The 22,178-nt window shown below is 61.2% G+C and carries 20 protein-coding genes; 13 read left to right on the top strand and 7 right to left on the bottom strand.

From position 1 onward, the window contains the following. Positions 1–133 precede the first annotated feature (133 nt). Positions 134–1,009: a glutathione-dependent disulfide-bond oxidoreductase gene (yghU, locus tag ACZ5TB_RS06130; protein ID WP_464779979.1), complete on the bottom strand. Its 876-nt coding sequence runs from the start codon at positions 1,007–1,009 to the stop codon at positions 134–136. Between the two features lie 386 nt (positions 1,010–1,395). On the opposite strand from yghU, the gene groES reads away from it, so the two are divergent. The 3 genes from groES (at position 1,396) to ACZ5TB_RS06115 (ending at position 5,931) form a co-directional block, all read left to right on the top strand. Further along, entirely contained in the window at positions 1,396–1,683 is a 288-nt protein-coding gene (groES, locus tag ACZ5TB_RS06125) for a co-chaperone GroES (RefSeq protein WP_167302842.1), read from the top strand. 101 nt (positions 1,684–1,784) lie between these two features. Next, entirely contained in the window at positions 1,785–3,431 is a 1,647-nt protein-coding gene (groL, locus tag ACZ5TB_RS06120; RefSeq protein WP_464792392.1) for a chaperonin GroEL, read from the top strand. 508 nt (positions 3,432–3,939) lie between these two features. Then, a complete protein-coding gene (locus ACZ5TB_RS06115) occupies positions 3,940–5,931 on the top strand; it encodes a putative bifunctional diguanylate cyclase/phosphodiesterase (RefSeq protein WP_464792499.1) in 1,992 nt (663 codons plus the stop codon). A gap of 3 nt (positions 5,932–5,934) precedes the next feature. On the opposite strand, the gene ACZ5TB_RS06110 is transcribed toward ACZ5TB_RS06115, so the two are convergent. Further along, entirely contained in the window at positions 5,935–6,891 is a 957-nt protein-coding gene (locus ACZ5TB_RS06110; RefSeq protein WP_464792391.1) for a crotonase/enoyl-CoA hydratase family protein, read from the bottom strand. Positions 6,892–7,129: 238 nt separating this feature from the next. On the opposite strand from ACZ5TB_RS06110, the gene ACZ5TB_RS06105 reads away from it, so the two are divergent. After that, complete coding sequence (locus tag ACZ5TB_RS06105) at positions 7,130–7,309, top strand: hypothetical protein (protein ID WP_449471859.1); 180 nt, start codon at positions 7,130–7,132, stop codon at positions 7,307–7,309. Positions 7,310–7,370: 61 nt separating this feature from the next. After that, entirely contained in the window at positions 7,371–8,501 is a 1,131-nt protein-coding gene (gene tgt, locus ACZ5TB_RS06100; protein WP_464792390.1) for a tRNA guanosine(34) transglycosylase Tgt, read from the top strand. Between the two features lie 3 nt (positions 8,502–8,504). Here tgt and ACZ5TB_RS06095 read toward each other — a convergent pair whose 3' ends face one another. Together ACZ5TB_RS06095 and ACZ5TB_RS06090 are read right to left on the bottom strand one after the other, a co-directional pair. Then, the gene (locus ACZ5TB_RS06095; RefSeq protein WP_464792389.1) at positions 8,505–10,055 is read right to left on the bottom strand and encodes a sensor histidine kinase; all 1,551 of its coding nucleotides are present in this window, start codon (positions 10,053–10,055) and stop codon (positions 8,505–8,507) included. 194 nt (positions 10,056–10,249) lie between these two features. After that, positions 10,250–10,474, bottom strand: a complete 225-nt coding sequence (locus ACZ5TB_RS06090; RefSeq protein ID WP_464792388.1) for a NepR family anti-sigma factor — start codon at positions 10,472–10,474, stop codon at positions 10,250–10,252. 297 nt (positions 10,475–10,771) lie between these two features. Here ACZ5TB_RS06090 and ACZ5TB_RS06085 point away from each other — a divergent pair, with 297 nt between their 5' ends. The 6 genes from ACZ5TB_RS06085 to prsR all read left to right on the top strand — a co-directional run bounded on the left by ACZ5TB_RS06085 (position 10,772) and on the right by prsR (position 17,875). After that, on the top strand, positions 10,772–11,566 hold the full coding sequence (locus ACZ5TB_RS06085; RefSeq protein ID WP_464792387.1) for a response regulator: 795 nt from the start codon (positions 10,772–10,774) through the stop codon (positions 11,564–11,566). 343 nt (positions 11,567–11,909) lie between these two features. After that, complete coding sequence (locus ACZ5TB_RS06080) at positions 11,910–12,578, top strand: sigma-70 family RNA polymerase sigma factor (RefSeq protein ID WP_464779798.1); 669 nt, start codon at positions 11,910–11,912, stop codon at positions 12,576–12,578. Between the two features lie 51 nt (positions 12,579–12,629). Beyond that, positions 12,630–12,899 (top strand): hypothetical protein, encoded by a 270-nt coding sequence (locus tag ACZ5TB_RS06075; RefSeq protein WP_464792386.1) that lies wholly within the window; start codon positions 12,630–12,632, stop codon positions 12,897–12,899. 177 nt (positions 12,900–13,076) lie between these two features. Beyond that, positions 13,077–14,465, top strand: a complete 1,389-nt coding sequence (locus ACZ5TB_RS06070) for a TIGR03013 family XrtA/PEP-CTERM system glycosyltransferase (protein ID WP_464779796.1) — start codon at positions 13,077–13,079, stop codon at positions 14,463–14,465. Positions 14,466–14,474: 9 nt separating this feature from the next. Beyond that, the gene (prsK, locus tag ACZ5TB_RS06065) at positions 14,475–16,544 is read left to right on the top strand and encodes an XrtA/PEP-CTERM system histidine kinase PrsK (protein WP_464792385.1); all 2,070 of its coding nucleotides are present in this window, start codon (positions 14,475–14,477) and stop codon (positions 16,542–16,544) included. Then, positions 16,544–17,875: a PEP-CTERM-box response regulator transcription factor gene (gene prsR / locus ACZ5TB_RS06060; RefSeq protein ID WP_464792384.1), complete on the top strand. Its 1,332-nt coding sequence runs from the start codon at positions 16,544–16,546 to the stop codon at positions 17,873–17,875. The genes prsK and prsR overlap by 1 nt, the downstream gene beginning before the upstream one ends. A 4-nt stretch (positions 17,876–17,879) precedes the next feature. Here the strand turns inward: prsR and ACZ5TB_RS06055 are convergent, their stop codons facing one another. Both ACZ5TB_RS06055 and ACZ5TB_RS06050 read right to left on the bottom strand, forming a co-directional pair. Continuing rightward, positions 17,880–18,224 (bottom strand): GntR family transcriptional regulator, encoded by a 345-nt coding sequence (locus ACZ5TB_RS06055; RefSeq protein ID WP_464792383.1) that lies wholly within the window; start codon positions 18,222–18,224, stop codon positions 17,880–17,882. A 71-nt stretch (positions 18,225–18,295) separates the two neighbouring features. After that, entirely contained in the window at positions 18,296–18,874 is a 579-nt protein-coding gene (locus ACZ5TB_RS06050; protein ID WP_464792382.1) for a nitroreductase family protein, read from the bottom strand. A gap of 108 nt (positions 18,875–18,982) precedes the next feature. Between ACZ5TB_RS06050 and ACZ5TB_RS06045 the strand changes: the two genes are divergently transcribed. Continuing rightward, positions 18,983–20,563, top strand: coding sequence for a peptide MFS transporter (locus tag ACZ5TB_RS06045; protein WP_464792381.1), 1,581 nt, complete (start codon positions 18,983–18,985; stop codon positions 20,561–20,563). 4 nt (positions 20,564–20,567) lie between these two features. Here ACZ5TB_RS06045 and ACZ5TB_RS06040 read toward each other — a convergent pair whose 3' ends face one another. Then, positions 20,568–21,038, bottom strand: coding sequence for an SH3 domain-containing protein (locus ACZ5TB_RS06040; protein ID WP_464792380.1), 471 nt, complete (start codon positions 21,036–21,038; stop codon positions 20,568–20,570). Between the two features lie 125 nt (positions 21,039–21,163). Here ACZ5TB_RS06040 and ACZ5TB_RS06035 point away from each other — a divergent pair, with 125 nt between their 5' ends. Then, positions 21,164–22,162 carry a 2-hydroxyacid dehydrogenase gene (locus ACZ5TB_RS06035; RefSeq protein WP_464792379.1) on the top strand — a complete coding sequence of 333 codons (999 nt, stop codon included), beginning with the start codon at positions 21,164–21,166 and terminating at the stop codon, positions 22,160–22,162. The last annotated feature ends 16 nt before the right edge of the window (positions 22,163–22,178 follow it).

The following is a 22,178-nucleotide window of genomic DNA, read 5'->3' as shown; positions in this document are numbered from 1 at the left end:
GTGCATTCGAGCGGCGTGTAGCAATTAATTGTTGCCGCCGCGCGCCCCGCTTCTCGACTGCGCTCGAAGCGAACGGATCAGAGATAAATCATTTTATTCCAGCTATCAGTTTCAAATGCGGGGCGACAAAGCTCTATCGACCCGCCACCTGAACCTTATCCTGAGTCTTCGTATCGAAATCGCTCGCATCGTGCCGTTCCCGAAGCTGTTCCTCCAGCGGCCCATTCGCCCGGTTCACGATCCGGCCGCGCTTCACGGCAGGGCGCGCGTCGATCTGCTTCGCCCAACGCTGCACATTGGCATAGCTCTGCACGTCCAGAAATTCGCCCGCGCCCACATAGGTTCGGTCAAGTGCCACCCCACCATACCAGGGCCAGATCGCGATATCCGCGATCGTAAATTCATCGCCGGCGATATATTCCTGCTCACCAAGCTGGCGGTCCAGCACGTCGAACTGCCGCTTCACCTCCATCGCATAGCGGTCGATGGCATATTCGATCTTTTCAGGCGCATAGGCGAAGAAATGGCCAAAGCCACCGCCCAACAGGGGTGCGCTGCCCATCTGCCAGAACAGCCAGGACAGGGTCGCGGTACGCTTCGCCGGGTCCGTGGGCAGGAACGCGCCAAACTTCTCGGCCAGATAGACCAGGATGGCGCCGGACTCGAACACCCGCTGCGGCGGTGAAACGCTGTGGTCCATCAGGGCAGGGATTTTGCTGTTCGGATTGACCGAGACAAATCCGCTGCCGAACTGGTCGCCCTCGCTGATGTTGATGAGCCAGGCGTCATATTCGGCGCTCGGATGGCCCGCCGCCAGCAACTCCTCCAGCATGATCGTGACCTTTTGCCCGTTGGGCGTGCCGAGTGAGTAGAGTTGCAGCGGGTGCTTCCCAACCGGCAGTTCCTTGTCGTGGGTCGCGCCCGCGATCGGCCGGTTTATGTTGGCAAAGGCACCGCCATTATCCTTGTCCCATGTCCAGACGCGAGGCGGAGTATAGCTTTCAATCATTTGGCAAAATGCTCCCATGGGGATGTCGTCCCGCAAGTAGGGAGCATCATCCTGTGCCGCAACGGTCGGGCTCAAGGGAAACGGCTTGGACACGCCAACGGTCGCAACAATCCCGCGCATTGGCGCTGCGTGGATGACAAATGGCCGCCCAACGCGCACAAGGCGTACGCTTTCCGTTCGTGACGGGAGGCATAAAAAATCTGCATCCATCTCTTGACCGGCAATTTCATCGCTCCATATTCCGCGACGCTGGCACTCTTCAAAAGAGAGTGCTAACAGAACCTGGTTCATACGGGAGAAGGAACGGCGTTCAGCAGATTCGCGGATAGGGAAATCCCCGCGATTGAACGTCCGACCCAACCCAATAGAGGGAAAGGCAACTCAACATGGCATTTCGTCCGTTGCATGACCGCGTTCTCGTTCGCCGCGTAGAAGCGGAAGAAAAGACTGCCGGTGGCATCATCATCCCCGACACCGCCAAGGAAAAGCCGCAGGAAGGCGAAGTCGTTTCCGTCGGCACCGGCTCCAAGGCCGAAGACGGCAAGGTGACCCCGCTGGACGTCAAGGCTGGCGACCGCATCCTGTTCGGCAAGTGGTCGGGCACCGAGGTCAAGGTCGACGGTGAAGACCTGCTGATCATGAAGGAATCGGACATTCTCGGCGTCGTCGCGTAAAGCTGCGAACCGGATAGTCATTCCATTTTTTCGCGGATTTCAGCCATCAAGAATGGTGTGAACTTCGCAAATTTTACAATCTTTGAGGAAGGTAAAAGATCATGGCAGCGAAGGACGTAAAGTTTTCGCGTGACGCTCGTGAGCGCATCCTGCGCGGCGTCGACATCCTGGCCGACGCGGTCAAGGTGACCCTGGGTCCCAAGGGCCGCAACGTCGTCATCGACAAGAGCTTCGGCGCTCCCCGCATCACCAAGGACGGCGTCAGCGTCGCCAAGGAAATCGAACTGAAGGACAAGTTCGAGAATATGGGTGCGCAGATGGTCCGCGAAGTCGCTTCGAAGACCAACGACGTTGCCGGTGACGGCACCACCACCGCGACCGTTCTGGCCCAGGCCATCGTTCGCGAAGGCATGAAGTCGGTTGCCGCCGGCATGAACCCGATGGACCTGAAGCGCGGCATCGATCTTGCCGTTGCCAAGGTTGTCGAGGACCTCAAGGGCCGTTCCAAGCCGGTTGCTGGCACGAAGGAAATCGCCCAGGTCGGCATCATTTCGGCTAATGGCGACACCGTCGTTGGCGAAAAGATCGCCGAAGCGATGGAGCGCGTCGGCAAGGAAGGCGTGATCACCGTCGAGGAAGCCAAGGGCCTCGAATTCGAGCTGGACGTCGTTGAAGGCATGCAGTTCGACCGCGGCTACCTGTCGCCCTACTTCGTGACCAATCCGGAAAAGATGGCAGTCGAACTGGCTGATCCGTACATCCTGATCCACGAAAAGAAGCTGTCGAACCTTCAGTCGATCCTGCCGATCCTCGAAGCGGTTGTTCAGTCGGGCCGTCCCCTGCTGATCATCGCGGAAGACATCGAAGGCGAAGCGCTGGCGACCCTGGTCGTCAACAAGCTGCGCGGTGGCCTGAAGGTCGCTGCGGTCAAGGCGCCTGGCTTCGGCGACCGTCGCAAGGCCATGCTGGAAGACATCGCCGTCCTGACCAAGGGCGAAGTGATCTCCGAAGACCTCGGCATCAAGCTTGAGAACGTGACCCTGGGCATGCTCGGCACCGCCAAGCGCGTGACCATCGACAAGGACAACACCACCATCGTCGATGGCGCCGGTGATGCCGAAGCGATCAAGGGCCGCACCGAGCAGATCCGCGCTCAGATCGAGACGACCACGTCCGACTATGATCGCGAAAAGCTGCAGGAACGCCTTGCCAAGCTGGCTGGCGGTGTTGCCGTCATCAAGGTTGGCGGTGCTTCGGAAGTCGAAGTCAAGGAGCGCAAGGACCGCGTCGACGACGCGCTGCACGCAACCCGCGCAGCCGTTGAAGAAGGCATCGTCCCCGGTGGCGGCACGGCTCTGCTGTACGCGACCAAGGCTCTCGAAGGCCTTAAGGGCGTCAACGACGACCAGACCCGTGGCATCGACATCATCCGCAAGGCCATCGAAGCGCCGCTGCGCCAGATCGCCCAGAATGCGGGCGTCGATGGTGCGGTTGTCGCTGGCAACCTGCTGCGCGAAAATGACGAGACCCAGGGCTTCAACGCCGCGACCGACACCTATGAGAACCTTGTCGTCGCTGGCGTCATCGATCCCACCAAGGTCGTTCGTGCGGCCCTGCAGGACGCGGCCTCGGTCGCCGGTCTGCTGATCACCACCGAAGCGTGCATCGCCGAAACGCCCGCCGACGACAAGGCGCCGATGGGCATGCCGGGCGGCGGCATGGGTGGCATGGGCGGCATGGACTTCTAAGTCCTTCGCTCACGCGAAAACGAGAAGGGCCGGTGGAGCGATCCACCGGCCTTTTTCTTTGAGGGCTGCGGGAGCGAGGAGCTTGCAGGCCCTATGGCGTGGGCGATGCTATTGAAAGCTGGCATCTCCGGCGGGAGGCATGGCGCAATTTCGTGACATATTGGGGCATCATGCCTCAAATCGGCACAGCCTCCTATTTCCGTTCGCCCTGAGCCTGTCGAAGGGTTCCGTTGCTTTTCAAGAAGAAGAGGGCTTCGACAAGCTCAGCCCGAACGGGGAGGGTAATTCGGATAAAAGCTATGCTGCTCCAGCTTGCACAGGAGGGCTGACGGGGTTGCTCTACCGAGCATTCTATAGGGAAGTCTGAAGGTTAAGCGGCCGGACAAGGCGGCGGCAAATGAACGGGGCAGCCCCACGCCCGACAGCCGCGCAATAGCTCCATTTCGGGCATCTTCCTGCGCCGGAATTTACCAAATAGAAATCATGTTTGGCCAAAGATGACGGAGACGTGTCACGCCTCTTCCTTCATTGGAGCGCAAAATTGCGCGCGCACCTCGCGCCCGATACTCAGCAGAGCGCTGAGGTCCAGGACAGCCTTGTTCAATCGCTCTACGCCTCGCCCAAATCGCTGATGATCGGCGCGCTGGCCGGCGGAGCGCTCAGTTTCGTCGTTGCCGTCCACGCTGGCCGCGCCGAAATCACCACGATCGCGGCGTTGATTTTCCTGGTCGCGGTGAGCCGGTCGGTTTCGGCAGTCTATTTTCTGCGGCAGTTGGCTGATCATCAAGGACCCACGCAGCAAATCTGGGGCCTGGCCTATGAATTGGGCGCGTGGGGCTATGCGGCGCTGCTTGGTCTGCTCGCCTTCGCCACGCTGGTCCTTACCGGCGACGCGTCGTTGCATATATTGAGCGTGACGCTGGTGGCGGCCTATTCAGGCGGCATCGCGGGGCGCAATGCGGGCCGCATTCATATCGCGGTCGGCCAAACCTGTTTCGCGCTGCTGCCAACCTCCCTTGGTCTCTGCATCGCGGGGGGGCTTGGCTATTGGGTTCTGGCGACCATGCTGTTCCTGATGATCTTCGCCATGGCGGAGATCACGCGCACGACCCACAGAATCGTCGTGGAGGCATTGCAGGGCAATTATGAAAAGTCGCAGCTGGCGACGAAGTTCGAGCGGCTGGCGCGGTTCGACAGCCTGACCGGCGTCGAAAACCGCATGGCGATGCAGATGCGCCTGCGGGAATTGTTCGACAAGCGTCAGTCCGATCAGGACCCGATGGCCGTGTTCTGGATGGACCTGGACCGGTTCAAGGAGATCAACGATTCGCTCGGCCATATCATTGGCGATCAGCTACTCTGCACCGTAGCTGCCCGGCTTTCCCATGCGCTTGATAGCCGTGGTCATGTCGCCCGCTTTGGCGGAGACGAATTTATCGTGATTTGCCCCGGCGCGGATCGCTCCATTGCCGAGCAGATCGCCCGTGACGTGATGACAGAGTTCAGCCACGACTTCGACGTCAGCGGCTATCATCTGACGGTCACCGCATCGATGGGCATTGCGGTTGCGCCCGATGACGGGCGCGATAGCGAAGAACTGCTCCAGCACGCTGACATGGCTCTGTATGAAGCGAAACGCACGGGGCGGAACCGCCATGCGCAGTTCGATTGGTCGATGAAAGAGCGGCAAAACCGGACCTATGAGCTGGAAATGGCGCTGCGCAGCGCCATGGCGAATGGCGAACTGCTCCTGCATTATCAGCCGATCTTTGACACCGTCACCGGCAAGATCGCCATCTGCGAAGCGTTGATGCGGTGGGATCACCCGACCATGGGCCGGATTTCACCGGCCGAATTCATACCGGTCGCCGAAAGCAGCTCCCTGATCGAACCGATCACCGCATGGGCGCTGGAGCAGGCGTGCCGTGACGCCATGCTGTGGGAAGATCATGTCCGCGTCGCCGTCAACATCTCGCCCGCGCTTATCAAGAGCGACGGGCTTCCGCGCGCCGTCATATCGGCGCTGATGGGATCGGGCTTGAAGGCCAAGCGGCTGGAACTGGAAGTGACGGAGTCCATCTTCCTTGAAGATAGCGGCCGGACCAGCCTCATCCTGTCGGAGCTTCAGCGGATCGGGTTGCGGCTGGCTCTTGATGATTTTGGAACGGGCTATTCGTCGCTTGGCTATCTGCGCGACTATTCCTTCGACACGCTGAAGGTCGATCAGAGCTTCATGCGCAGCGTGGGGGAAAAGGGCCGGGACCGCGCGATCGCCCAGTCGGTCGCCTATCTGGCCCATTCGCTGGACGTCGAAACGGTGGCGGAAGGTATCGAGACCGAAGAGCAGCTGCGTTATGCGCGTGAGATGGGCTTCAGCAATGTGCAGGGTTTCGTGCTCAGCCGCCCCATGCCAGCCGAGGATCTGCTCAGGATGATGAGTGACATGCGGCGTGAGAAAAGCAACGTCGTCACGCTCATGCAGAGCCGCCGCCGCGCCTGACGGCTATTTGGTCAGGCGCGTCTGGGCAGAAGCAAGCCGACGCATCATGCGCAGGTCCTTGGGATCGAGCTTGAGCGCGGTAGCCGCCCAATTCTCCACAATGTCCTTGAGCTCGGCATAATCGAGCGGATCGACGCGGCGGCCCGCTTCGAACACGCCGACATGGCCTGCATGGTGTGGACGGTTGCCGGTGATATAGTCACGCACGGCCTGTTCGCCCTCTCCATCCTCGGCAAGGATGGTGACCACGCCCATGTCGTACATCTCTTCAGCGGTGTAGACTTTGCCCGACAGGATCATGCGCTCCGCCATGCGACGGCCGAGCTTGCGCGCCAGAATGGAATAGGCGCCCATGCCGGGGAAGAGGCCGAAGAGCATTTCGGGCAAGCCGAAACGAGCGCTCCGCTCCGCCACGACCACATCGAAGCAAAGAAGTGCCTCGAAGCCGCCGCCAAGTGCGTCGCCCTGTGCCAATGCGATGGAGATCAGCGGCATGTCCGCATTGCGCCAGGCGCGATGGACCACGTCGATGCAGGCATGGCCATATTTGACGAGGCCAGGCAGGTCGCCCCGCTCAATGCAGCCAGCAAACAGCTCAAGGTCGCCGCCGAGGTTGAAAACGCCCGGAAAACGTGAACCCAGCACCATATATTTGAGCGGCAGAGCGCCTTCATCAAACAGCCGCTTGGCCTCTGTCTGCCAAAGCCGAATGTCGCGCAGCATCGGCAAACTATAGTTTGGCCGATTCGCGGGCGTCATGAACGCCCATAATGTGTCGGTCGATTCTTCAAAGCTGACGTCGATCTGACCCAGGTCGAACAGCATCGAATGGCCGTTGTCGCGCGCCTGAGGCGCAGCTTCCGTAGCGGCAAATGGCTGAATGTTTTCGACGTGCAGATGCACGGGCGAAGCGTCCTCCACCTCATCACGTGCCGGATTAAACCGTCCGGAATCAATCATCTGTGCCCCCGCATTTCGATATATGCTGAGGAAAACAATATTGTCAGACCTATGCAACCGCTGCGAACCCGAAGAGTGGGTCATTAACCCTTTTTATCGCCGACTGTTGCCTCTAAGTAGCAGAAATGACGCGATCGCTATGGTTAACGTTGCATTAATGCAACAAATGCCGTTAACCAATTTGCAGATGAAGATCGTCTCAGGGCTTTGTTAACCTTTATTAATTATGAAATGGTGCATGGACAGACATCGCACCGATCCCCAGATTGTGACGCTCCTGCTTCATGATGAAGAGGGGACGAGCTGGACCCTTAACCTGGCGGCTGATTGCCTGTGCTTCATCGGCAATTATCGCCGCGTGGAGGGTTTCGACATCGATGCGATCGTGGCGTTCGACGGCCTGCGCAAGGCGGGTTGATCCCGCATAATTTTCAAAAAGCGGTTCCCACTTCTTCGCGCGATGTTCTAGAGCGCGCAGCGTGACTCAATCCCGCTTTTCCTTCGCTATAGCCGCAACGGACGGCAAGGCCCGTACGGGCACGATCCAGATGCGCCGTGGGGAGATCAGAACCCCGGCCTTCATGCCGGTGGGCACCGCCGCGACAGTAAAGGCCATGCGACCCGCTGAGGTCCGCGCGACTGGCGCCGACATCATCCTGGGCAATACCTATCATCTGATGCTGCGTCCCGGCGCCGAGCGTGTCGCAAGGCTGGGCGGGCTGCATGGCTTCATGGGATGGGACCGGCCGATCCTGACGGACAGCGGCGGTTATCAGGTGATGAGCCTGTCCGCGCTCACGAAGATGAGCGAGGAGGGGGTGGCCTTCGCCAGCCATATCGACGGGTCCCGTCATATGCTGACGCCCGAACGCTCGATGGAGATTCAGCGCCTGCTCGACAGCGACATCGTCATGGCGTTCGACGAATGCACGAAAAACGGCTGCACCCACGACGAAGCCGCGCATAGCATGGAGCGGTCGATGCGGTGGGCGAAGCGGTCGCGCGATGGCTTTGACGCGGGTGGCGAGCATGCCGAGCGCGCCGCGCTGTTCGGCATCCAGCAGGGTTCGCTTGACGAAAATCTCCGGCATATTTCGGCGCAGAAGCTGATCGAGATCGGCTTTGACGGCTATGCCGTCGGCGGCCTGGCGGTCGGGGAGGGGCAGGAGGCGATGTTCGGCTGCCTCGACTATGCGCCCGATATGCTGCCCCAGGACAAGCCCCGCTACCTGATGGGGGTGGGGAAACCCGACGACATTGTTGGAGCCGTGGAACGCGGGATCGACATGTTCGATTGCGTCCTGCCGACGCGCAGCGGGCGCAACGGACAGGCTTTCACCTGGGCTGGTCCGCTCAATATTCGCAACGCCCGCTTTGCTGAGGATCTTTCGCCGCTCGATCCGCGCTGCACCTGCCCGGTTTGCGCGACATGGAGCCGCGCCTATCTGCATCATCTGGTAAAGGCCGGAGAAATGCTGGGCGCGATGCTGATGACCCAGCATAACATCCACTTTTACCAGTCATTGATGCAGGCGATCCGCTACAATATCGCGCAGGGCCGGTTTGCTGCCTTCGCGGCGGATTTCCGGCGCGACTATCAGCGGGTCTGATGATCAGGGAATGACGGTGATGGCGATGGCATAGTCGCCAGCGACCGGATCATGATCCAGCGGAGCGCGTAGCTGGCGGGAAAGGCCCGTCAGTACCCGGCCATAACGTTCCTCGATCCGTTCGCCCATCGCATCCGAAGCGCGCAAGGCCGGGGAACTGACGTGAAGGACCGCGCGGTCTTCCCGTCCGGGTTCAAGCTGCACCGTTATGCGCATGCCTGTCCTGGGATCGGACAGCATCGCCAGTTCCACGAGTTCGGTCAGCAGGAATGCGATAGGCACGGCGACGTCCTGACTGATGTGCAGATTGTCGCTGTCGATCTGGATGCCGAACCGACGCGCTTCGGCTGGAGCAGTGCCGCGCAGGCTGGCGGACAATTCGCTGACCAGTGACCGCACGCCGACGCCGCGATGCTCCTCCAATTCCGCATAATGGTTGCGATGGACGACCGACAATGCATCGACGCGGCGCTGGATCGAGGCGTAGGCCTCCACGGCTTCGGGCTCGTGCGCGGCACGGGCATGCAGGCTGATCAGGCTGGCGATGATCTGGAGATTGTTCTTGACGCGATGATGCACCTCCCGCGTCAATTTGCGCTGGGTTTCAAGCCCCTCGGCCATCTCAGCCTCATGCGTTGCGACATCCTCGCTGATCTCGCGAAAGGTTTCGCCCAGCGCCACTATTTCCTGCGCCGGGGTGCGTATGCGGCGCATGGGCTCCAACACTTCGCCGGGATGATAGGCCGCCACAGTGCGGCGCAGCACCACGAGCGGGCGGATAAGCAGCCGGTTTACTACAAACCAGCCGATCGCCGCCGCCGCGAACCACATCACCAGCGGCAGGAACAGCGACAGCATGCGCGCAAGCGTGACCGGCGGATCGCGCAAGGTCATGGTGAGCAGGATGTCCGGCGGATCAAGCCTCGCTGACAGGCTGGTGCTTTTGCCCCGCAGATTGCCTGTTGGATGACTGACCACCAGAAGCTGATCGCCCTGCTGCAAGCTTAACTGCCGGTTCTGGAGCGTGGTGGTCGGGCTGGCGATCGTTTCCAGATAGGAGCGCGAATAATAGGCGATTGCCGCCACCTGCCGATTGTCGCTGACCACGCGGCTGACGAGATAGCCCGACGCTGGCAGCAGCAGCGCCGGGGCCGTGTGAAAACGTGCCGCCTTGGTCAGGCCGTGCGGTTCCGGCTGGGACGATCCGCAGATGCGGCGACCCTTTCGATCGTAGATATAGTATCGGCCGCCTTCCCGGTCGTGGGACGTCAGGAAGAGCGACAGCCGCTGGCACATTTCCGGCCCCTCGCTGCCGGTGGACAGCGCGTTGGCGGTAAGCAACAATGCCGTTCGATCCGAAGCCAGATCTTCGGTCAACTTGCGAGCGCTCTGCGTCACGGACACGCGAAGCAGCGCTTCCTTTTCCAAGTCTGACGTCCGGATGGCCTGCAAGGACGCCACAAGCGCGATAAGGCCCAGCGGCAGCAGGGCGAGCGTCAGGATGAGGAACATCTTGACGCCGGTGGATTGGATCAGGCTGTTCAAGTTACGCATGAGCAATCAACTGGCTGGGACTGGCCGTCCCGTTCATGCGATAATCAGGAATGTATCGACTGGAATAGCTTGGCGCACACGAATATGGGCGGCCCAAGCAGCAGCGGATCGACCCGCGCATATTCCATTTTCGAAAAGCACCAGTCTGCCCTCCGTCCGGGACGCCTCAATGACGTCGTTCCTTGAACCGACGCTTAGTCCAGCTTCCGCAGTAGGTCGAGCATTTCGGAGGGAATGTCTTCATCCACCGCACGCTGATAGACGGAGCGCAGCGCGTTGGCGACTTGTCCGTCACCCTTGGCCGGGGAGGATCGCCGTTTGCGGGGGGCGTTGCCAGTTACGCCCGAATCCGGGGTGTTGGCGCCGACATCTTTCTTGTCCCCTCCCTTCACATCCCGTTCCGTCGTTGAAGCAACCAAAATACGCCCCTCTGCAACGCTAACATGTCAATCGACATTTCTTTTGCGGCTTTCCCGCACGACGTCAATTGACCGCCAGCGGAGCTTTACATCAAAATCCAGATTTCAGTTAAAAAACCGAACGGCAGTGAAACAAATCTTTTCGTCGTTGGTTCCGCACTTCGAAGCATTTTTTGTGGCCTTGTGAAAGGCGACCGAGAGGGGCGGGGGCTTGCCACATCGGCATCGGCAATCCATCCTTTCGCGCAGCGAGTGTTTAGTAGCAATGCGCCCTATGGGCTGGGAGAAGATTTACAGATGTCGCTTGGACAGCAACTGCACCCCCATCTTCCTTTCTTGCGCCGCTATGCCCGCGCCCTGACGGGCAGCCAGGGCCATGGTGACGCCTATGTTCGTGCGACGCTGGAAGCGATCGTCGCGGCGCCCGAAGAGTTTCCGGCCGATGTCGATCCGCGGCTTGGCCTTTACCGGACTTTCCACGCGATCTGGTCGTCCTCCCATCTGGAAGATGGCCCGGTCCTGACGGGGAATGACGGGCAGGAAGCGGTTGCACAGGCACGGCTCGCGCGGTTGACGCCGCTCCCCCGACAGGCGCTGCTGCTGACGGCGCTGGAAGGTTTCACGGTCGATGACGTCGCCTATCTGATCGGTCTGGACCCTGCCGATGTCGAGGCCCTGGTGGAAGAAGCGCTTGGCGAGATCGAGGCGCAGACTCGCGCCAAGGTCTTGATCATCGAGGACGAGCCCATCATCGCCATGGACATCGAAACGATCGTCCGCGACCTTGGTCATGAAGTGACGGCGATTGCCGTGACGCGTGAAGATGCGGTGCGTGAAGCGATGGCGGAGCGGCCGGGGCTGGTGCTGGCCGACATTCAGTTGGCCGACGATTCCAGCGGCATCGATGCGGTGAAGGACATTCTGGCGGAATTCTCCGTGCCCGTCATTTTCATCACCGCTTTCCCCGAGCGTCTGCTGACGGGTGAACGCCCCGAACCGACCTTCCTGATCACCAAGCCGTTCCAGCGTTCGACGGTCAAAGCGGCCATTTCGCAGGCTCTTTTCTTTGACGAGGCCACCGCCCCGGTATGATTGGGCAAAGCCGTCGTGCCATAAAAGACTGAATGAGTGGCGGAACCCGGCTCATTCCCCCGCGTTATTCATGCGTAACGATCGGGAGGTGAATTATGGCGGAAGAGGAAAAGCACGTTGCTACCGAAGACGCCAGGTCAGGATCGACGCCACACATAGTCCGTTACATTCTCGGCATTTCGCTGCCTCTGGTAATTATTGGCATGCTGATCGTGCTGTGGAGCTATTACGGGTAAACAACATTGGTTCCGTGGAACAATGGGTATAGGATGCGGACGCACATATGGCTTTGACGGCTTCGGTTCATGAGGCGAGGGCGACAGCCAGTAAGAGGGTTGTTCCCATGAGCGAAGGGCTTGGCCAGGAGGCGGAGCACCAGGAAGAAGAGCGGCAGTCGCTCTCGGATTCGGATTTCAAACGTGAACTAGCTGCGGTGATCCCGCACTTGCGCGCGTTTGGCCGGTCCCTTTCGGGCAATCGCGATGTCGCCGATGACCTCGTTCAGGAAACGCTTTTGAAGGCGTGGGCGGCGCGTGCCCGTTTCCAGGCGGGCACCAACATGCGCGCCTGGACGTTCATCATTTTGCGCAACCATTATCTGTCGCAGATGCGGCGCTCGCGCTTTCGTGGCGATTGGGATGACCTGACGGCTGACCGCCTGTTGGCGGCGCCTGCTGGTCAGGACAAGCATGTCGAGCTTTCCGATATGCAGCGTGCCCTGTTGCAATTGCCCCAGCCGCAGCGTGAGGCGCTCATCCTCGTCGGCGCGGGCGGTTTTGCCTATGAAGAGGCCGCCGAAATCTGCGGCGTCGCGGTTGGAACGATAAAGAGCCGGGTGGCGCGTGGACGCGCTGCGCTGGAACAGATTCTCGAAAGCGGCGATTTGCCGTCGCGGCGGACGCAGGAGACCAGAGACACAGCCGTGCTGGACGAGATCATGGACGATGTCGATCGCCTCAGTCGGGGGCGTGAGACAAGGCAGAGTCCCGACCTGGATGCCGATGACGTGTAAGGCCGGTTCCTGCCGACCTTCCCGGATGGGAAGGGGGATGGGAGAAGGACTATGGTTGAGGGTGAAAAGAGAGACCCTCCTCTGGACCGCGAACAGCGGGACCCGATGATCGAAACCCAGCGGTCTCGCGGTAGCACCGTGATTTTCGCGATCGTTGCGATTGCCCTGATCCTGGCTATCGGCTTCTTCTACCTGACCAAGGAACGCGAAAGTCGAGTGGGCGACACGCTGATCGAAGCGGCCGATTCACCCGATAGTGCAGCGCATGTCGTCGGCGATGCTGCCCAAAATGAGGCGGAGCGGCTGAACAGCCGGAACTGACCTGCGGGCAGACGCGCTGGCAGCGGAACAGGCGGCGGCGCAGGCCATCTTCAGAAAATCTTTGGGAATTTCCTCCACAGTCAGCGCATTGTCGGATTTTCTTACAGCTACTGTAAGCGATTCCGATGCCAACAAGGCTGCCTTTGCCAATGGCAGCGCCGGGAATGCGCGCGACTGATGATCAGGCTTTTCAAACATTATGTGCCGCATGCCGTGCTGCTGTTGGGACTGCTTGATCTGCTGCTGCTGCTGGGCGCTGCCGAAGCCGGATGGATATTGAGAGCTCGGCAGATCGGCATGGATGTCGATCAGATCACGACGCGCGCCGCGCCACTGATCAGCTTTGCGCTGTCGATACAGACTGCCATGATCGCGGTGGGCGTCTATGGGACGGAAGCGCTCCAATCGATCCGTTTTGCCTTTGCGCGCCTGCTCGTGGCGATCTCGCTGGGCGTCATATTCCTGTCGGTCATGCATTTCGTCCTGCCTGACCTGACGCTTTGGCGATCCAACTCTCTTTATGCCATGGCGCTTGCTGTCGCTCTCCTGTTGGCGGTGCGGCTGCTGTTGGGGTCGATGCTCGGCGGTGAAGCGTTCAAGCGTCGGCTTGTCGTGCTGGGCGCGGGCAATCGCGCCAATCGCATCCGCGAATTGGAACAGCGCAAGGGGGCAGGATTCCTGATCGTCGGATATATCGCGATGAATGACGGGACGCAGGTGATCCCCGAAGCGATCAACCGTAGCGCCATCTATAATCTGGCGGATTTCGTGGTGCGGCTGGCTGCCAGCGAGGTCGTGCTGGCGCTGGAGGAGCGGCGCAACGCGCTCCCCTTGTCCGATCTCCTGCGCATCAAGACGACTGGCGTCCATGTGAACGAGATTTCGACTTTCCTCGAACGGGAGACGGGGCGGGTCGACCTCGACAGCGTAAATCCCAGTTGGCTGATCTTTTCGGATGGTTTCTCCGCAGGCCGCCGCCTGTCCAGCATCGCCAAGCGGCTCTTCGACGTCATCGCCAGTTCGATCCTTCTGCTGCTGACCGGCCCGATCATCCTGATCGCCGCGATCCTAGTGAAGCTCGACAGCAAAGGCCCTGCTTTCTATCGCCAGCAACGCGTCGGCCTGTTCGGTGAAGAATTCTGGATCGTGAAGCTGCGCACCATGCGGCAGGATGCGGAGGTAAGCGGGCAGGCGGTCTGGGCGGAAAAGGACGATCCCCGGATTACCCGGCTCGGCTATTGGCTGCGTAAGCTGCGCATCGATGAACTGCCGCAAACATGGACGGTGTTGAAGGGCGAGATGAGCTTCGTCGGCCCCCGGCCGGAGCGGCGCCAGTTCGTCGAGGATCTGGAACAACATCTGCGCTATTATGCGGAGCGCCACATGGTGAAGCCGGGCATCACCGGCTGGGCGCAGATCAATTATCCCTATGGCGCATCGATCGAGGACAGCCGGAACAAGCTGGAATATGATCTCTACTACGCCAAAAATTATACGCCCTTTCTCGACCTGCTGATCCTGATCCAGACCCTGCGCGTCATCCTGTGGCCGGAAGGGGCGCGCTGAGGCGCGGCGATGGGCACGCTGCTGCAATTTGTCGGAGATTGGGGCCACGCGCTGGCCGCCGTGCTGTTCGCGGCGGTAGGGATATTCGCTCTGCGTCGCCAGGAGCAAGCGGCAGACCAGCGGATGCTGGCCGTCGCCCTGCTGCTGACATCCTGCTGGTCGCTCTATGTCTCCTTCGGCGGGGTCGATAAGCCGCTGACGGGCATTGGCGAGAATATCCGCAACGCCGCATGGCTGTTGTTGCTGTTCATGATGCTGCGCCGGGACGCGGCTGCGCGGGCGGGATCGATGGTGGCGATCGGGTCGGTCTATGCCGCCGTGGCGGGGCTGATCCTGCTCCAGACCTTCACGGACCTCATCTGGCGGGAATTACCCGGCACGAGCGACCTGCACCACATATTGGTGCAGGCATCGCTTAGCCTGCACATGATGACGGCGGTTGGCGGGCTGATGCTGGTCCACCATCTCTACATCAGCTGGCCTCCGCAGCAGCGGGGCCGGGTGGCGTTGCTGCTGGGGGCGCTGGCGGCGATGTGGACCTATGATTTCAACCTCTATGTGATCGGCTATTTCGCGATCGAGCGGGCGAGTTCGCTTTATGCGCTTCGTGGCTTGCTGATGGCGCTGCTCGCTCCGGTGATTGCAGTGGGCATGCGGCGGGATATGGCGGCGCAGGTTCAACTGTCACGATTGCTGACCTTTCGGGCGCTGTCACTCGTTTCGATCACGCTCTACGTGATCCTCGTCGCGTCGGCTGCGCTGGCGATCGAGCTGCTGGCTGGCCCATATGCCCGGATCATCCAGATCGGATGTGTCTTCTTCATGGCCGTCAGCGCGCTGGTGCTGCTGCCTTCGCCCCGGATACGGGCGCTTTGGAAGGTGCAGGTCGCCAAGCATTTCTTCCAGCATCGCTATGACTATCGCACCGAATGGATGCGTTTTGGCGAGACGATCGGCAGGCCGGGCAACGATGCGCCCCCGCTGGGCGAACGGGTGGCGAAGGCGGTGGCCGACATCACCGATTCCCCTGCCGCCATATTGATGCTGCGCGCGGAGGACGGCTCCCTCGCGCTGGAGACCCATTGGAACTGGGATAGTGATCTCGCCCATGATGCGACGGTGCCCGCGCCTTTCGCATTGTTGATTGAGCGGAGTGGCTGGATCATCGACATCGACCAGGACCTCGCGCGGCGTGAGGGCCGCGAAGCGCCCGGATGGATGCGTGCGGACGCGCGGGCCTGGGCGTTGGTCCCGCTGATCCATTTCGGCAAGCTGATCGGTGCGATCCTGCTGGCACGGCCTGCGATGGACCGGCGGCTGGACTGGGAAGACCTGGACATGCTGCGCACCGCAGGTCGGCAGGCGGCGAGCTATCTGAGCGAAGCGCAGGGTCAGCAGGCGCTGGACGATGCCCAGCGCTTTGACGAGTTCAATCGCCGCTTCGCTTTCATCATCCATGACGTCAAGAATTTGGTGAGCCAGCTGTCCTTGCTCGCCCGAAATGCGGAGCGGTATGCCGATAATCCCGAATTCCGGGCGGACATGGTGCTGACGCTCAAGGAGTCGGTGGGGAAGATGAACGACCTGCTGGCGCGCCTGTCTCAGCATAACAAGGCGCGCGCTGCCGAGCGCCAGCCGGTCTCTCTGCAAGAAATTGCGGAGAAGGTTGCCCGGAACCGATCGCGCCAGCATGAGGTTCGGCTGACAGGTGATGCTCCGCTCGCCTTTGCTGATCCGGCGAGGGTCGAGCAAATCATCATCCATCTGCTGCAAAATGCGATCGACGCGAGCGCGGCGGACGAGCCGGTCGAAATCCGGCTGGGCGGGGATGGCCGCTACTCGACGATAGAAGTGATCGATCAGGGCTGCGGCATGACCGCCGAATATGTGCGCCGTGATCTGTTCAAACCATTCTCCTCCAGCAAAGCTGGGGGCTTTGGGATCGGCGCTTTCGAAGCGCGGGCGTTGGCGCAAGGAATGGATGGAAGCATCGAGGTGGAAAGCAAGCCTGGGCAGGGAAGCCGTTTCACGCTGCGCCTTCCGCTCGCGCCGCATGGAACAGAGGGAATGGCCGCCTGATGAGCGACACGCGACCCAAATTGTTGATCGTGGAGGATGACCCCGGCCTGCAACGGCAGTTGCGTTGGGCCTATGAGGATTATCAGCTGTTCATCGCGGGCGACCGGGAGGAAGCGATCGAGATGTTGCGGACAGAGGCTCCCGATGTCGTAACGCTGGACCTTGGCCTGCCGCCTGATCCGGACGGCACCAGTGAGGGTTTTGCGACGCTGGCTGAGATGCTCCAGATCAAGCCCGATACGAAGATCATCGTCGCCTCGGGTCATGGGGCGCGCGAAAGTGCGCTCAACGCCATTTCCGGCGGGGCTTATGATTTTTATCAGAAGCCTGTTGATATTGACGAGCTGGGCCTGATCGTCCGCCGCGCCTTCCATGTCCACGCGCTGGAGAGGGAAAATGCCCGGCTTGCCGAGGTCGCGCCAGAGGAAGCGCGCGTGCTGGGGCGGTTGATAACAGCGGCCCCGGAAATGCTGAAGGTTGCCCGAACCATCGAGCGGGTGGCTGCGGCACAGGTTTCGGTGCTGCTGACCGGCGCAAGCGGAACGGGCAAGGAATTGCTGGCGCAGGGGCTGCATGATGCGAGCCCGCGCCGGAACAACGCTTTTGTCACCGTGAATTGCGCCGCGATCCCGGAGGCGTTGCTGGAAGCCGAGCTGTTCGGCCAGGACGGCGTGGCGGGCAAGATCGAACGCGCGCAGGGCGGGACATTGTTTCTGGACGAGATCGGCGAATTGCCGCCGGCTTTGCAGATGAAGCTGCTGCGTTTCCTACAGGATCGGCTGGTCGCCAGCGGGCCGGAGGCGGTCATGGTGGACACGCGCATCCTGTGCGCAACGCATCAGGATCTGGAGGAGATGATCCGCGCGGGCGATTTCCGCGAGGACCTATATTATCGCCTCGCCGAGATTGTCGTGCGGATACCGCCCTTGAAGGATCGGCCGGGAGACCCCGCGTTGCTGGCGCGTCATTTCCTCAATCGCTTCGCCAAGGAGATGAATCCGCAGGTCAAGGGGCTGGCCCCCGACGCTCTTGCCGCGCTCGATGCGTGGACTTGGCCGGGCAATGTGCGCGAGCTGGAAAATCGCATGAAGCGCGCGGTGATCATGGCGGATGGCAAGCATGTCACGGCCGCCGATCTGGACCTGGATGGCGACCGGACGGAGAGCAGCGACTTCGTGAATCTGAAGGCCGCGCGGGAAATGGCGGATCGGCGCGTCATCAGGCGGGCGATCGCGCGGACGGACGGCAATATCTCAGGCGCGGCAAAGATGCTGGGGATCAGTCGTCCAACTTTGTACGACTTGCTCAAACAATATCAGATACAGGGTTGAGTTATCAGGCTAGTTCAAGCCCGAGGTCCTCAGCCGAAATGCCCAGCCGCTTGATCTGATCGGCGACGGGCGGCCATAATTCGTCCAGAAACCGCCGCCGTTCTGCTTCGCGCAGGCGGCGTGTCGCACCTTCGGCCACGAACATGCCGACCCCGCGCCTGACCAATATCAGGCCGTCATCCTGAAAACATTGATAGGCCTTTGCGACCGTCAGCGGATTGGCGCCTTGTTGAGCGGCTAGCGCGCGCACGGAAGGGAGGATATCACCGTCGCGATAGCTGCCGTCGAGTATCGAGGCAGCGATAATGTCGCGGAGCCGCAGATAGACGGGTTTTGACTCATCGGCCATAAGTGCATCAGTGCCATAATACAGCGATGCAGGCAATGCTATGAGCGGTGTCCGCTACCGCAATCGCCTATCTATCTGTCCCAAATGGAAACTATTTTGTCATATTCTGGCCGAGGCCGTTCCTCTTGTGGCCGCCCCGGCGTGCCGATGAAGATGAATCCGGCAAGGCGTTCCTCGCCATGCGCAAAGGCTTCGCGCACATCCTCACTATAGGCTGGCCAGCCGGTCAGCCATCCCGCCGCAAAGCCTAGGGCGTGGCTGGCGTGCAGCAGGTTCATGATCGCCGCGCCCGAGGATAATTGCTGTTCCCAGACCGGAATTTTGCTCCCGGCGACAGGATCGGAAAGAGCAACGACGAGCGTGGGCGCCTGATGAGCGAACTGGCGCATTGCCTCCAGTTCCAGACGCCCTGCATCTGGCTTCTCGCGTCGATAGGCGTCCTCCAACAGCGTGGCGAGGCTCTCGCGCTTGTCATCCGGAACGATGACGAACCGCCACGGCGCCAGCTTGCCATGATCGGGCGTGCGCAGCGCGATCTCCAATATCTCGCGCAGCTGTCCGGCATCGGGTCCGGGAGCGATCAGGTCGCGCGGCTTGCCCGAGCGGCGGGTGTGCAGGAGCGAGAGCGGGGTCGAGGTGTCGTTGAACATGGCGCTCCAAATGGCGCGGCTCCACGCGAGGCGCAAGTGCGGCCTGCTTTGACAGGGGCGCGATTTCCGATCTAGGCTTCGTATCACCTTGGTCCGGACGGGAAACGGATGGCGACCTCTTCACCTATGACGCCCGCTTCGGGCAGGACATGGCTTGGCCACCCGCGCGGGCTGTTCCTGCTGTTCTTCGTCGAAATGTGGGAGCGCTTTTCCTTCTACGGCATGCGCGCGCTGCTGATCTTCTACCTGACGCAGCATTTCCTGTTTTCGGATCGTGACGCCGCCCATTCCTATGGCGCCTACATGTCGCTAATCTACATTTCGCCCCTGATGGGCGGCTATCTGGCCGACCGTTATCTTGGGCAGCGCAAGGCGGTGCTGTTCGGTGGCATCGTCATCGCGGCCGGGCACATCATCCTTGGCATGGAGGCGGACGGGGCGACGAACAGCATGGGGCTTGGCCTCTTCTGGCTGGGCCTTGCGACGGTCATCGTCGGCACCGGATTTCTCAAGGCCAGCGTGTCGGCAATGGTGGGGCAGCTCTACCCGCGTGACGATATGCGGCGCGACCCGGCCTATACGATTTTCTACATGGGCATCAATGTCGGCGCCACGATCGGGCCGGTAATCTGCGGCTATCTGGGACAGCGCTGGGGCTGGCATTGGGGCTTTGGCGCGGCGTCTGTCGGAATGATCGCGGGCGTCATCGGATTTATGCTGTGCAAGCCGCTGTTGCAGGGCAGGGGAGAGCCGCCCGATCCGGCGCGGCTAGCGGAGCGGGTCGGTGGCATCATCAGCCGCGAGTGGCTGGTTTATCTGTCGAGCCTGCTGTCCATTCTGCTCTGCTGGCTGCTGATCCAGCAGCATGCGGTCGTAGGATGGATGCTGGCGGGCGCGAGTGTGCTGATGGTGATCTACATATTGTGGGAAGCGTTCGGCCGGATGGAGCGGATCGGGCGAGATCGCATGTTGGCGGCGCTATTTCTGCTGGTGATCAACCCGCTCTTTTGGGGCCTGTATGAGCAGACGGGGTCCTCGCTCAGTCTTTTCACCCACCGTTACACGGACAGGAGCATTCTTGGCTTTGAAGTGCCCGCTTCGATGTTCCAGTCGGTCAATGCCGCCTATATCCTGATCTTTGGGCCGATCATGGCAGCCTTGTGGATTGCGCTGGCGAAAAAAGGACGGGAACCATCGACGCCTGCCAAGTTCGGTCTGGCGCTCATCTTGGTCGGCGCGGGATTTCTGATATTGGTGGCGGGCGCGGGAATGCCCGGAACGCTGACGCCGATCCTGTTCATCTTCCTGCTTTATCTTTGCCATACGCTGGGAGAACTGTGCCTGTCTCCGGTCGGTCTGTCGGCCATGTCAAAGCTCGCCCCGTCGCGGATGATCGGCCTGATGATGGGGATATGGTTCCTGGCCATGGCGCTTGGCGAATATGTCGCCGGGATGATCGCGGCTGCCACGGGCGGCACGGAAGGCGCAGCGTCACGCGACAGCGTACTGAGCGTCTATGACCAGATTGGCTGGTGGTCGATCGGCATCGGCGTGGTTGTCATGGCCATCGCGCCGCTGGTGAAGCGGCTGATGCATGTCGATCAACTCGGCGGCGATGAAGGCACGGAGGCAGAGGCGCAGCGAGATAGCTTCGCCATCGTCGATCGTGCAAGCGACAAACCGGCCTGAACCGTCAGGAGGTCGCGCCCCAAATGTCGGTGGCGCGAATGAAGCCGCGCTGACCGCCGACATCGAAACCGCACCAGCCATCATTGCAGGATGACAACCGACCGACCACGCCCTTTTCCGCGCGGAAAACGGTGCGCGCGCTTTCGCGCGCGGAGTCCCGCATGGGCGCGACCGATGCGGTGACGATGGCGGTCGGCGTGTCGCTGAGCAACCGGACGTGCATCCAGCCCTGCGTGCCGCCGGGATCCTCAATCTTGCGCCACAAGCCCAGGACTTGCACCACCTTCACGGGCAAATCGCGGCGGCGATAGACCCAGCTTGACGGATAATCCAGGCTGGGTCCGACGCGCATGCGCGCTTCGTCCTGGCTGAGCGAGGCCCAGTAGGGGACGGGTTTGGATGGTGCGGCCGATGTGCCGCTGGCGAACCACAGCGCAGCGGCGACGATTCCCGCTTGAGGCAAATACCTCTTCATCCCCGATCTTTTCCCCTTGAAGTGACAGCCGGTTATAGCGTCGGGCCGATGCGCCCGACAACCATTGTCTTGGGCCTGTGCCATCAGCGCTTGACCACCGCCATCGCCAGGAATAGCGGCTGATCATGACCAAGAAACCGCGTCCCGCCAAGCCGCGCGTCGTCGTGACACGCCGCCTGCCTCCCAATGTTGAGGCACGGATGGCGGAATTGTTCGACACTGTGTTCAATGTGGGCGACGTGCCCATGGACCGCACGGCGTTGACCCGGGCGATGGCGCAATGCGACGTGCTGGTGCCTTCCGTGACGGATCAGATCGACGCGGCCCTCATTGACCTTGCGCCGGAACGCCTGCAACTGATCGCCAGCTTCGGCAGCGGCGTCGATCATATTGACCTCAGCGCGGCACGGCGGAAGGGCATCATCGTCACCAATACGCCCGGCGTTCTCACTGAAGACACCGCCGATATGACGATGGCACTCATCTTGTCAGTCCCCCGGCGGCTGGCCGAGGGAGAGAAGCTGGTGCGGACGGGCACCTGGCCCGGCTGGAGCCCGTCCGGCATGCTGGGGCATCGCATCGGCGGCAAGAAGCTCGGCATTATCGGCATGGGCCGGATCGGTCGGGCGGTTGCGCGGCGTGCGGCGGCCTTCGGCCTGTCGATTGCCTATCACAACCGCCATCGGTTGCCTTTTGAGGTCGAACATGAACTGGAGGCGGCGTGGCACGCTGATGTCGATACGCTGCTGAGCGAATGTGACATCGTGTCGATCAACTGCCCCCTCAATGCCGACAGCAGGGGCATGATCGACGCACGGCGCATCGCGATGATGCGGGCGGACGCATATCTCATCAACACCTCCCGCGCGGAAATCACCGACGAGCCTGCGCTGATCGCGGCGCTTGCGGAAGGCCGGATCGCCGGAGCCGGGCTGGACGTCTATACACATGAGCCCGCTGTTGACCCGCGTCTTCTCGCGCTGTCCAACGTGGTGTTGCTGCCGCACATGGGATCGGCGACTTTCGAGGGACGGGACGCCACCGGCGCTCGCGTCATCGCCAACATCCGCAGCTGGGCCGACGGACATCGCCCGCCCAATCAGGTACTGGAAGGCTGGGTCTAGAGTGCAGGCGGCGGCG

It is taken from the genome of Sphingobium sp. TomTYG74 (genome assembly GCF_055393875.1).
The sequence above is the reverse complement of the archived record's forward strand: the minus strand, read 5'-3'. Positions and strand labels throughout refer to the sequence as shown.

Bases quoted from the DNA above. Each gene is read 5' to 3' on its own strand.
- yghU (WP_464779979.1), bottom strand. From the start codon at position 1,009: ATGATTGAAAGCTATACTCCGCCTCGCGTCTGGACATGGGACAAGGAT.
- groES (WP_167302842.1), top strand. From the start codon at position 1,396: ATGGCATTTCGTCCGTTGCATGACCGCGTTCTCGTTCGCCGCGTAGAA.
- groL (WP_464792392.1), top strand. From the start codon at position 1,785: ATGGCAGCGAAGGACGTAAAGTTTTCGCGTGACGCTCGTGAGCGCATC.
- ACZ5TB_RS06110 (WP_464792391.1), bottom strand. From the start codon at position 6,891: ATGATTGATTCCGGACGGTTTAATCCGGCACGTGATGAGGTGGAGGAC.
- ACZ5TB_RS06105 (WP_449471859.1), top strand. From the start codon at position 7,130: ATGGACAGACATCGCACCGATCCCCAGATTGTGACGCTCCTGCTTCAT.
- ACZ5TB_RS06095 (WP_464792389.1), bottom strand. From the start codon at position 10,055: ATGCGTAACTTGAACAGCCTGATCCAATCCACCGGCGTCAAGATGTTC.
- ACZ5TB_RS06085 (WP_464792387.1), top strand. From the start codon at position 10,772: ATGTCGCTTGGACAGCAACTGCACCCCCATCTTCCTTTCTTGCGCCGC.
- ACZ5TB_RS06080 (WP_464779798.1), top strand. From the start codon at position 11,910: ATGAGCGAAGGGCTTGGCCAGGAGGCGGAGCACCAGGAAGAAGAGCGG.
- ACZ5TB_RS06075 (WP_464792386.1), top strand. From the start codon at position 12,630: ATGGTTGAGGGTGAAAAGAGAGACCCTCCTCTGGACCGCGAACAGCGG.
- ACZ5TB_RS06070 (WP_464779796.1), top strand. From the start codon at position 13,077: ATGATCAGGCTTTTCAAACATTATGTGCCGCATGCCGTGCTGCTGTTG.
- prsK (WP_464792385.1), top strand. From the start codon at position 14,475: ATGGGCACGCTGCTGCAATTTGTCGGAGATTGGGGCCACGCGCTGGCC.
- prsR (WP_464792384.1), top strand. From the start codon at position 16,544: ATGAGCGACACGCGACCCAAATTGTTGATCGTGGAGGATGACCCCGGC.
- ACZ5TB_RS06055 (WP_464792383.1), bottom strand. From the start codon at position 18,224: ATGGCCGATGAGTCAAAACCCGTCTATCTGCGGCTCCGCGACATTATC.
- ACZ5TB_RS06050 (WP_464792382.1), bottom strand. From the start codon at position 18,874: ATGTTCAACGACACCTCGACCCCGCTCTCGCTCCTGCACACCCGCCGC.
- ACZ5TB_RS06045 (WP_464792381.1), top strand. From the start codon at position 18,983: ATGGCGACCTCTTCACCTATGACGCCCGCTTCGGGCAGGACATGGCTT.
- ACZ5TB_RS06040 (WP_464792380.1), bottom strand. From the start codon at position 21,038: ATGAAGAGGTATTTGCCTCAAGCGGGAATCGTCGCCGCTGCGCTGTGG.
- ACZ5TB_RS06035 (WP_464792379.1), top strand. From the start codon at position 21,164: ATGACCAAGAAACCGCGTCCCGCCAAGCCGCGCGTCGTCGTGACACGC.